We start from the raw sequence: 11324 nt of genomic DNA on the forward strand, positions 1-11324 counted from the left end.
CGTTTTTAGCTTAGTCTTACTTCCTCCACAGAGCATCCTGTGGCAATCATCGGGAATACATTATCTTCTTTTTCCACTACTACCTCTAAGAAAAAGGGACCATCATGGATCAGCATATCTTCAATTGCTTCTTTCAGATCTCCTCGATCTGTCACTTTTTGAGCTTTGATACTGTAAGCTTCAGCGATCTTTACAAAGTCAGGATTATCCAGTTCGGTAAATGAATAGCGCTTATCAAAGAACATCTGCTGCCATTGTCTCACCATACCGAGGTAATTATTATTCAAAAGGACAATTTTCACAGGAGCTTTGGTTTGCATAATGGTTCCCAATTCCTGAATAGTCATTTGAATTCCTCCATCGCCTACTACACAAATCACTTGTCTGGAATAATCATGAAGTTGTGCTCCTAAAGCAGCCGGTAAAGCAAAGCCCATTGTACCCAGACCTCCAGAAGTCACTTGAGTTCGGGTCTTTTTATAATTAAAATACCTCCAGGCTATCATCTGATGCTGTCCTACATCTGTGACTAAGACCGCATCATCTGCTTTGTATTGATTGATAAGATTAATTACTTCTCCCATCGTCAAGCCCACTTTGGTAGGAGTAATATCATGCTGCATCACAGCATCTTTCTCCATTTGCTCCAGCTCCCGGAACTTGGCCATCCAGGATGGATGTGTCTTTTCTGATACTGCCGCAGTCAACAGAGACAAACTCTCTTTACAATCTCCTAAAACAGGAATATCTGCTTTGACATTTTTATTAATTTCTGCCGGATCCAATTCCAAATGAATGACTTTGGCCTGTTTTGCATAGCGTTTCAAATCACCGGTTACTCGGTCATCAAAGCGCATCCCAATTGCGATTAATACATCACATTGATTGGTCAATAAATTGGGAGCATAATTTCCATGCATACCCAATTTTCCCACATAGTTAGGATGATCTTGAGAAATAGCTCCTGAACCCAATAAGGTGGATGCCGCAGGAATGCCGGTTTTATCTAAAAAGAATTTCAACTCCGTCTCAGCCTTTCCCAACACTACGCCCTGACCAAAAACTATATAAGGTCTTTCTGCCTTGTTGATCAATTCAGCAGCTTCCTGAATGGCCATCTTTTCAACAGGTATATGAGTTTTGTAAGATCTGAAACCCATGCAAGGAGCATAATTCATTTCCCCAAAGTCAACTTGGGCATTTTTGGTGATATCGATCAATACAGGCCCTGGTCTTCCCGAACGGGCTATATAAAAACCTTTGGCTATGGCTGGTGCAATATCTTCAACCTTTCTTACTTGAATATTCCATTTGGTGCCAGGCATAGAAATTCCGACGACGTCTGTTTCCTGGAAAGCATCTGTACCTAATAGGTGCGCAGCTACTTGTCCTGTAATACAAACCAAAGGAGTACTATCGATCTGCGCATCTGCTAAACCCGTGATGAGATTCGTTGCCCCTGGACCTGAAGTAGCCAAACAAACACCCACTTTACCGGATACTCTGGCATAGCCTTGAGCTGCATGGATGGCTCCCTGCTCATGTCGGGTCAGTACATGCTTGATTTGTTCATGATAGTCATACAATGCATCGTATACAGGCATAATTGCACCTCCAGGGTAGCCAAAAATAATTTCTGCCTGTTCCGCTATTAAAGACTGGACTACGATGTCCGCCCCTCTGATCATTGATTCCTTCATAGCATTAGAATTTATCTGTGACACAACCTTCAGAGGCGGTGGCAACGAGTTTATTGTATTTTTTCAAAGTACCCTGCAAGCCCTCAATGACTTTTGGAGACCAGCTTTTCTTTCTTTCAGCAAATTCAGCTTCCGAAACGTCCACAGACAGCAATTGATGATCCGTATCTATGGTGACCATATCTCCGTCTTTTAATAGACCAATAGGCCCACCTGTCCAAGCCTCAGGAGTGACATGCCCCACTACAAAGCCATGAGTACCGCCCGAAAATCTTCCATCGGTAATTAATGCTACATCTGCGCCCAGTCCAGCTCCAATAATCATGGAAGTTGGCTTCAACATTTCAGGCATTCCCGGAGCTCCTTTAGGCCCTACATTTCTAATCACCACCACATCTCCGGCTTTTACTACATGATCACGGATTGCATCATTGGCTTCTTTTTCGGAATCGAATACTTTAGCCGGACCTGTAAATAATCTACCTTCTTTCCCGGTGATTTTTGCAACCGCACCTTCTGGAGCAAGATTTCCGGAGAGAATGCATAGGTGACCCGTTTCTTTGATGGGGGTTTCTACAGGATGAATCACATTTACTCGAGAAGGAACGATTGGATCAATTCCTTCCAAGTTTTCAGCTAATGTTTTGCCCGTGACAGTGAGACAGTCACCGTGCAAAAATCCTTTTTCCAAGAAATACTTCATGAATGCAGGAAGACCTCCTTGCTCATGTAAATCTTCCATCAGATATTTTCCGGAAGGCTTGAAATCACCTATCATCGGAGTCTTGGCATTGAGCTCTTTAAAGTCTTCTAGAGTAAAATCTACCCCTGCAGTTCTGGCTATCGCCAATAAGTGAAGTACAGCATTGGTACTTCCCCCCAATGAAATAGCCACACGAACTGCATTCTCAATACTTTTCCTGCTGATAATATCCTTTGGTTTGATATCCTTTTCCAGCAAGATCTTCATGTAGTGATTTACATCTTTACATTCCTGGATTTTTTCAGGTGAATTGGCTGGATTGGAAGCAGAGTAAGGCAATGACATTCCTAAAGCTTCAATCGCTGAGGACATGGTGTTGGCAGTATACATGCCTCCACATGCACCTGCTCCCGGGCATGCATTTCTGATTACTCCATCGTAATCCTCCTCGGAGATAGTCCCTTGGATTTTCTTTCCAAAAGCTTCAAATGCCGAAACGATGTTGAGTTTTTCGCCTTTATAATTACCCGAGGCAATCGTTCCTCCATAAACCATAATCGAGGGACGGTTGATCCGAAGCATCCCAATGATCGCCCCGGGCATATTTTTATCACAGCCAGCAACTGCGACACATGAATCAAAGGAGTGACCGAGTATAAAGGACTCTATGGAGTCTGCAATGATTTCCCTGGAAACCAAGGAGTAGCGCATTCCCAGTGTACCCATAGAGGTCCCATCTGAAATACCGATGGTATTAAAAACCAAACCGGTCAGATCATAATCCTGAGAGGAATCTTTGATCAGACCGGCAAAGTCATTCAAGTGCATATTGCAGGGATTGCTTTCATATCCGCAACTCGCTATCCCCACAAAAGGCTGTTTCATCTTTTTATCACTCATGCCCGTGGCATAAAGCATGGCCTTTCCGGCCGGATGTTCGGGATTATCTGATATTTCCCAACTGTATTTTTTCAGGGTCATAGGTTTAATTGGGTATAAAAAAAGTGCCTCATTGGTCTGAGGCACTTTTATTTTTATTTCATTATGAATAATAGTCTAGTGCCTCACATTAACATCCAATGAGAATAATAAAGCTTAGCAAAAAGACTACTGGGTACATATCTTTCGGTTTGAGATTCATCCTTTTCAGGAATTAGAATTCAAACTTAAACCCGAAATATCAGACTTACAATATTTAATTCGCCTTTTTATCTCCAAGTCAAAATATAAAGTATCGTAAATTCATTTTTATCAAAATTTAAACTTGCATAAACCTCTTAAACCGCTATAATTTAAAGATATGATTTTAAAAAAATCCGATTTTCAAAATTATATATTGATTTACACTATTTTCAAATTTTTTCTCATTTCGTTTCCTTTTTTATAAGAAAAAAATCCTTTCATCCGAAGTCCTATAATTTTTAGGAAAATCCTTGCATATTTTTCAATTGTTACTTTAGGCCTTTATCACATAAAAAATCCCTCTATTTTTGTCAAAAGACTTTTCTGATGATCACATTTCCAAACGCAAAAATTAATCTCGGGCTTCACATCACTTCCAAAAGAAAGGATGGTTACCACGAAATCGAAACTTGTATGGTTCCTATTCCTCTCTATGACGCTTTGGAAATGATTTTGGATAAAAAGGGTGGCTCGGAAAGTACAGGTTTATCTATTCCCGGTGATTCAAAGGATAATTTGATTCTCAAGGCGGAAAAGCTGATTCGAAAGGACTTCCAAGGGTTACCCAATCTAAAGATTCACTTACACAAAAACATCCCTATGGGTGCCGGTCTGGGAGGAGGATCCGCGGATGCTGCTTTTGCTTTGACATTGATGAATAACCTGTTTGACCTGCATCTGGATAATTTTTTCTTGGAAGAATATGCGGCTCAATTGGGCAGTGATTGTCCATTCTTTATTGAAAATACTCCAAAAATTGCCAGAGGACGCGGGGAACTCTTAGAACCCATTGACCTTTCCCTGACTGGATGCCATTTAATTCTGGTCAACCCAGGAATCCATATAGGAACCAAAGAGGCCTATGCAGGAGTAAATCCATCTCCACCTAAGGTAAAGCTTGAGGAAGTTTTGGCAGACCGAAATAGATGGAAAGATGAGCTGGTTAATGATTTTGAAGCAAGTGTCTTCCAGAATCATCCGGAAATTGCAAAAATTAAGAAGCAACTATATGAGGCTGGAGCTTTTTATGCTGCCATGTCCGGTTCAGGATCTACTGTTTTTGGATTGTTTGAATCTAAACCCAAGTCCTTTTCAATTGATAAGGATTATTTCATTTTTGAAAGCGATTTGAAATAAATTTATCTGATTATCCGCTATCATGCCAGTTGCCTTATTTTCTTTGCTTGGCCGATTGGAAGACCGATGACCGAAGACCGAAGCTTCCGGATTCTGATCCTTTTAGCAGACAATAAGCCGTATTTTGTTGTTACTGGTAAGAAAGCGGATATCCATAAAATTTATTTAAATTTTATATTTATAAAATATAAATATAAATCTCATGGCGACTTTCACTAGTTCCTTGCCTGATGACCTTTTGGAAAAACTCTCAGCAGCAGCCAAAAACCTTTCAGTGCCGAAAAATAAATTGATTGAGCAAGCTCTTTCGCTATATCTGGACCATCTAAAAAGGGCTGAGTATATCAAATCATTCCAAAAAGCATCTCAAGACCAAGACTTGCTATCCATGGCTGAAGAAGGTATGGCTTCCTATTTAAACCTGAATTATGCATTAGAATTCGTAGCGAGAGATTAAAATGCAAGAAAATCAAGCACTTTGGAGATCGAGGCGTAGCACCGCTACGGTGAGATCGAAAAGTGAAGTGAAGCGATTGATTTTGAAGCATTTTGAGATCGAAGTAGATTTTATAATGCTTATTTCAGGTTAAAACAAGTAGAAGATCATGAAGCAAGGTGAAATCTGGTATATTGATCTAAATTCAAATCGGGGTTCGGAACAAGCTGGAATAAAACCCGCAGTGATCCTAAGCGGCAATTTGATGAATACCCATTTGAATGTTATTTGGATTGCGCCGCTGACCACGAAAATCAAAAAGTATAAAGGGAACCCGATTTTAACTCCGAATCCAGACAATGGACTTAGCTCGAGTTCAGAACTATTGATTTTTCACCTCAGCTCAGTGAGTAAAGAGCGGTTGATAAGAAAACTGGGGAAAATCACTTCTGATGAATTAAAAGAGGCACTCGAAACAGTTGAAGACCTGATCAAACTTTAACCCAAAGTCCTTACAGCTTTCCTTTTCTTGTTCCAATAATTCATTACAGGATAGGTTAAAACAGAAACCAATATTATCAAGGTACCCAAATAGAATTCCGGAGTCATTTTTTCACTTTCACCAAAAATCAATACGGCCAATACAATCCCGTAAACAGGCTCTAGATTGATCGTCAAGTTGATAGAAAATACAGTGAGTCTTTTCATCAGTTCCACTGAAACCGAAAATGCATATACTGTACAGACCCCACCTAAAATCAGTAACCAGAACCAATCATTTCCGACCCATGCCCACTGTATTCCTTTTCCCTCAGTGAAAAACTCTGCGTAAATAGGCATAAACAAAAGTGTAAACAAACAGGCTCCGGCCATTTCGTAAAATGTGATTTGATAGGGACTGTGACGCTGAGTTAGCCTTCCATTAATCACCGAAAAGCAGGCCGCTAAAAAAGCGGAACCCAAAGCCATTGCCATTCCCAGCCAGTATCCTGTTTCGAATTTGAAAATGACAATCAAGCCTGAAATCACCATTAAACCTAAGGCAACTTCATACCATTTGATTTTAGTGCGATTGAAAAAAGGCTCCACAAAGGCTGTCCAAAGTGAGGTGGTAGCCATGCCTGCCAAACATACGGAAGCAGTCGAAACACGGGCAGACCAAAAGAATAAAATCCAATGCAATGCAATTAAAAATCCTGTCCCGAGCACTTTCCACATCTGGGGAGTCGGAATAAGCAAAGGCTTCTTCCTCCAGAAAAGCAAAAGGGCGACTCCCAGCGATGCAATCAAGGTCCTGTAAAAAACCAGTTCCAAGGCCGGAAGAGAGATCAACAGGCCTAAAATGGCCGTAAAGCCCCATATCAAAACTATGAAATGAAGCAATAAATAATCTTTGATGGTGCTGGATTGCATCTATCGAGGTACAGTTTTATACAAGACTAATCCCGTCAGGGCAAAAATAATATTGGGCAGCCAAACCGCCAATATAGGATAGTCTGCTCCATTTTCTGCAAATGTTCTGGACAGAATAAATAAAAGGATGTACACAAAAGCCAGTAAAAAACCCATCGCGATCTGAAACCCAGAGCCTCCTCTGGTTTTCCTCGCAGACATAATTACCCCGATAAAGGTCAGTATCAAGGCTGCAAATGGAGACATAAAGCGCACATATCGCTCTATCTTGTAATACTCCACATTATCTGCTCCTCTATCTTCCAGAATACGTATTTGTTTACTCAGCTGTGGTAATTTGAGGGTCTCATGATGATTTTCCGGAACTCCAAAATCAGCTGGAACAATAGATAAAGTAGTATCCATTTTTTCTCCAACTGACCATTCTTCTTTTCTGTCTTTCAGCTCTCTTAATCTCCAATTGATCAAAGTCCAGACATTTTTGGCAGTATCCCACTCTATTCTATCGGATGATATTTTGGCGAAGAGTTTACCATCCTCAATAGTTTCTAAAGTGAAGTTATACCCTGTATTACTTGTCTTAAAAAATCGACTCAAATAGGCATAACTATTATCCCCCACCTTGATATGAATGTTTTGCTCTGTATTGGGAGCCCCCTTTTCCAAATAGACCATCTTAAATACTGTCATTCCTTCCGTAGCCGACGGGAGCACCCAGCCATTCAGATAAAAGCTTACACCACCAATCAAAGCGGCGCCTACTAAAAATGGCCTTAATAACCGAACAAAGCTTACCCCACTACTTAAAATGGCAACGATTTCTGTTCTTCCGGCCATTTTGGAAGTAATGAATATAACAGAGATAAATACGGTGATCGGAGTTAATAAATTATTGAGATAAAGACCATAGTTGCCCATATATCTCAATATCTCGCCTGCTGGAACCTGATTGGAAATGTACTTATCGTTTTTCTCAGTAAAATCCAGCACCAAAACCACCAAAATCAACATCAGGACCACAAAGAAGTAGGTCTTCAAGAAATCCTTGATAATTAATTTGTCGAGTAGTTTCATATTAAAGTCTAGTGCTCACCTTCTTGACCATTTGCTCTTTCCAAACGGCAAAGTCACCAGCGAGGATATGTTCCCTCGCCTGTCCTACTAACCATAGGTAAAACGCTAAATTATGAATACTGGCGATTTGCGCAGCTAAAATCTCCTTAGAAATAGTTAAATGCCGCAAATAAGCCTTAGAATAAAAAGTACTCGCATAATTACCTATTGCAGGATCAACTGCAGAGAAATCATCCTCCCATTTTTTATTTCGGATATTAATAATCCCTTCGGAGGTAAAAAGCATCCCATTTCTTGCATTCCGGGTAGGCATTACACAATCAAACATGTCCACACCCAAGGCAATGCATTCCAAAATATTAGCCGGTGTCCCTACTCCCATCAAATAACGAGGTTTGTCTTGAGGCAAAATATCTGTCACCAACTCAGTCATTTCATACATCATTTCAGCAGGCTCACCTACCGATAGTCCTCCGATAGCATTCCCTTCCCGCTCTCTAGAGGCAATAAATTCAGCGCTTTGCTTGCGCAAGTCTTTGTACACTGAGCCTTGAACAATTGGAAAAAACGTCTGACTATAGCCATACTTGCCAGTGGTGGAATCAAACTGAGTGATACATCTATCTAACCAACGATGGGTCATTTCCATGGACTTTCTCGCATAGCCATACTCGCAAGGATATGGAGTACATTCATCAAAGGCCATGATTATATCAGCTCCTATGGTCCGCTGAATATCCATGACATTTTCAGGAGTAAAGTGATGCTTGGAACCGTCAATATGGGATTTGAACATCACTCCATCCTCTTTTATTTTTCGGCTACCTGATAAAGAAAAAACCTGATATCCTCCACTATCGGTCAAAATAGGTCTATCCCAACCATTGAAACGATGAAGCCCCCCTGCTTTTTCTATGATATCCAATCCCGGTCTCAAATAGAGGTGATAAGTATTGCCTAAGATAATCTGAGCCTGAATATCCTCCTTCAGTTCTCTTTGATGGACTGCCTTAACACTTCCGGCAGTTCCAACAGGCATAAAAATAGGGGTTTGAATCGTTCCATGATCTGTTTCGACTGTACCAACTCTGGCTTTGGTCTGTGGATCAGTATGCTGTAAGGTAAACTTCATCTCTTGATTTTCAATGATGTGGACTTCATCCACGAAATGATAGGATTGGCCTGCAAAAATATCCACTTATTCTTAAATGAATGCCTAAATGTCTTTTATATTTGCCCAGCAAAATTGACCTATGGGCCTATTTTTACTTTGGTTTCTCTTCGGTATTGGCATTTTCATTCAAATCATCTACTTATTGGTGATTTTTGGGCGAACTGCATTCTATAAATTGCCCAAATCTGGTGGAAATACAGCAGACGAGGAGGCAGTCACGGTGGTAGTTCCGGCTCATAATGAGTACAAAAATCTCAAAGTCCTGATTCCCAAGCTATTCGAACAAGATTACCCCAAATACGACGTATTGGTAATCAACGATCGAAGTACAGACAGAACCAAAAGGTTGCTGGAGGAGATGATGGCGATTTATCCAAGACTCAGATCCGTCACTGTCAAGTACACCCCCGCTCACGTAACTTCCAAAAAATATGCGCTGACCTTGGGTATCAAGGTGGCCAAAAGTGACGTCATATTATTGACAGATGCAGATTGTATGCCTGCATCTGATCAGTGGATCAGAAAAATGACGAAACCGGTACGAACTCAAGACAAGGTTTTCTCCATAGGATATTCAGGGTATGAGCGCGTGAGCGGTTTCCTCAATAAATGGATTCAGTTCGAAACCCTGAAAACCGGACTTTACTATTTGTCCTTTGCATTATGGAAAGCTCCTTTCATGGGAGTAGGTCGAAATTTATGCTATAGAAGAAGTTTTTTCATGGAAGTGAAAGCCTTCAAAGGGATTTGGCATATTGAAGGGGGAGATGATGACTTATTTGTAAATCGGTATGCAACAGGGAAAAATACTGCAGTTGTAATTGATCCGGAAGCTAATACACTTTCCAAACCGAAAGAAAATTGGAAAGAATACAAGGTTCAGAAAAAAAGGCATCTGCATGCAGGAAAATATTACAGAGGAGAGGATAAGCGAAAAATCGGCTTTTATGCTTTATCCCATGCCTTATTTTGGATTGGGGGTCTTGGCTTATTGATTTATTTTGGTTTGGAGGGCAACTGGGAACGTTTTCTTATCGTTTTCGGTATTATTCTAGTAAGATCATTTTTATTGTTGGGAATTTTCACCTCAGCAAGTAAAAAGATCAACGGTTCCAAAGTCCCTGCAAATATCCTGATCAATGACTTTTTGTATTTGGGTTATTTTTGGGTTTTAGGATCTGTTTCTCACCAGTCAAAAGACATTCAATGGAAGTAAACGAGCGCGGATTTTCTAACAAAGCACTGGAAGACTTTGACCTGATAGACAAGGCAGTGGATGAAAAGGATCAGCAGGCCTATGCTACCCTCATGAAGCGGTACAAAAAGGCTGTTTATTTCATGATCCTAAAAATGATCCGGGATGCTGATGATGCAGAGGACTTGACGATGGAGGCTTTTGCAAAAGCATTCAAAAATCTACACCGCTTCAAAAAAGACTATACCTTTTCAACTTGGCTATTTCGAATTGCCACAAACAACACCATTGATTTCATCCGAAAAAAGAAGCTCAAAACCATGAGCTTGAACACAACCATGTCTGATGACAGCGGAAATGCCGTCACCATCGATGTGGAAGATGATGAGAACAATCCGCAGGACGAATTTATCAAATCTCAAAGGATCGAAATGGTAAGGATTTTCGTAGATAAGCTTCCTGCGAAATACCGAAAATTAGTCCAGTTGAGATACTTTGATGAGCTTTCTTATGAGGAAATCGCCCAAGAACTCGAGAAACCATTGGGAACTGTGAAAGCCCAACTTCACCGCTCCCGTGAACTTTTGTATGAAATCGCCTCCGGCAAAGAAAAACACATCTGATGAATACAGGCACTCAGCTGATTCTTTCCTACTTTCCTAATCTGACCGAAAAGCAAATCGAGCAATTAGACCGTTTGCAGGAATTATACGAAGATTGGAACTCTAAAATCAATGTAATCAGCCGAAAGGACATGGATCAGTTCTATGTGCATCATGTGCTGCACTCTTTGGGGATTGCTAAAGTGATGGGATTTCAGCCTGGCACCAAAGTATTGGATATCGGTACAGGAGGAGGATTTCCGGGTATTCCTTTGGCCATTTTATATCCTGACACACACTTTCATTTGGTAGATTCTATTGGTAAAAAAATCACCGTAGTCAAAGAAGTGGCAAAAGCCCTGAAGCTAAGCAATGTCGAAGCCCAGCAAGTGAGGGCAGAAACTTTAGTGAGAAAATACGACTTCGTGATCAGCCGAGCCGTGACCCGAATGATCAATTTTTATCCTTGGGTCAAAGGAAAAATCAAAAAAGAAGATTTCAACGAGTTCCCCAATGGCATCCTCTACCTCAAAGGAGGAGAGGTGGATGAAGAAATGGAAGAAACAGGCAAGTCCTATGTCACTTATCATTTGGAAGACTATTTCAAAGAAGAATTTTTTGAGACCAAAAAAGTAGTCTATATGCCTTGGGAGGATAAAAGATAAAAAAAATCACAACTAACTTCAGTGCTTTTTTTCAATCAAACAG

Annotated in this window: 11 protein-coding genes; 6 read left to right on the top strand and 5 right to left on the bottom strand. The window is 40.6% G+C overall.

The genetic code is table 11. From position 1 onward, the window contains the following. Positions 1-5: 5 nt before the first annotated feature. Together ilvB and ilvD are read right to left on the bottom strand one after the other, a co-directional pair. Positions 6-1700, bottom strand: a complete 1695-nt coding sequence (gene ilvB / locus FL972_RS17765) for a biosynthetic-type acetolactate synthase large subunit (RefSeq protein ID WP_186300146.1) — start codon at positions 1698-1700, stop codon at positions 6-8. Between the two features lie 4 nt (positions 1701-1704). Next, positions 1705-3384, bottom strand: a complete 1680-nt coding sequence (gene ilvD / locus FL972_RS17770) for a dihydroxy-acid dehydratase (protein WP_144607339.1) — start codon at positions 3382-3384, stop codon at positions 1705-1707. Positions 3385-3912: 528 nt separating this feature from the next. Between ilvD and ispE the strand changes: the two genes are divergently transcribed. The 3 genes from ispE to FL972_RS17785 all read left to right on the top strand — a co-directional run bounded on the left by ispE (position 3913) and on the right by FL972_RS17785 (position 5660). Continuing rightward, positions 3913-4722, top strand: coding sequence for a 4-(cytidine 5'-diphospho)-2-C-methyl-D-erythritol kinase (gene ispE, locus FL972_RS17775; protein WP_144607340.1), 810 nt, complete (start codon positions 3913-3915; stop codon positions 4720-4722). A 202-nt stretch (positions 4723-4924) separates the two neighbouring features. Next, entirely contained in the window at positions 4925-5179 is a 255-nt protein-coding gene (locus tag FL972_RS17780; protein WP_144607341.1) for a ribbon-helix-helix domain-containing protein, read from the top strand. 148 nt (positions 5180-5327) lie between these two features. Continuing rightward, complete coding sequence (locus FL972_RS17785; protein WP_144607342.1) at positions 5328-5660, top strand: type II toxin-antitoxin system PemK/MazF family toxin; 333 nt, start codon at positions 5328-5330, stop codon at positions 5658-5660. On the opposite strand, the gene FL972_RS17790 is transcribed toward FL972_RS17785, so the two are convergent. The 3 genes from FL972_RS17790 to tgt are packed head-to-tail and all read right to left on the bottom strand — an operon-like array spanning position 5657 to position 8777. Beyond that, a complete protein-coding gene (locus FL972_RS17790; RefSeq protein WP_144607343.1) occupies positions 5657-6571 on the bottom strand; it encodes a DMT family transporter in 915 nt (304 codons plus the stop codon). The two genes, FL972_RS17785 and FL972_RS17790, sit on opposite strands and share 4 nt — an antisense overlap. Beyond that, entirely contained in the window at positions 6572-7645 is a 1074-nt protein-coding gene (locus FL972_RS17795; protein WP_144607344.1) for an LptF/LptG family permease, read from the bottom strand. Between the two features lies 1 nt (position 7646). Beyond that, the gene (gene tgt, locus FL972_RS17800; RefSeq protein WP_144607385.1) at positions 7647-8777 is read right to left on the bottom strand and encodes a tRNA guanosine(34) transglycosylase Tgt; all 1131 of its coding nucleotides are present in this window, start codon (positions 8775-8777) and stop codon (positions 7647-7649) included. A gap of 121 nt (positions 8778-8898) precedes the next feature. Between tgt and FL972_RS17805 the strand changes: the two genes are divergently transcribed. The 3 genes from FL972_RS17805 to rsmG are packed head-to-tail and all read left to right on the top strand — an operon-like array spanning position 8899 to position 11281. Further along, positions 8899-10035, top strand: a complete 1137-nt coding sequence (locus tag FL972_RS17805; RefSeq protein ID WP_144607345.1) for a glycosyltransferase — start codon at positions 8899-8901, stop codon at positions 10033-10035. After that, complete coding sequence (locus FL972_RS17810) at positions 10026-10637, top strand: RNA polymerase sigma factor (protein WP_144607346.1); 612 nt, start codon at positions 10026-10028, stop codon at positions 10635-10637. Before FL972_RS17805 ends, FL972_RS17810 begins: the two co-directional genes overlap by 10 nt. After that, complete coding sequence (rsmG, locus tag FL972_RS17815) at positions 10637-11281, top strand: 16S rRNA (guanine(527)-N(7))-methyltransferase RsmG (protein WP_144607347.1); 645 nt, start codon at positions 10637-10639, stop codon at positions 11279-11281. Before FL972_RS17810 ends, rsmG begins: the two co-directional genes overlap by 1 nt. Positions 11282-11324 lie beyond the last annotated feature (43 nt).

Origin of the sequence: Algoriphagus algorifonticola (assembly GCF_007655305.1) — a bacterium.
GTDB lineage: Bacteria > Bacteroidota > Bacteroidia > Cytophagales > Cyclobacteriaceae > Algoriphagus > Algoriphagus algorifonticola.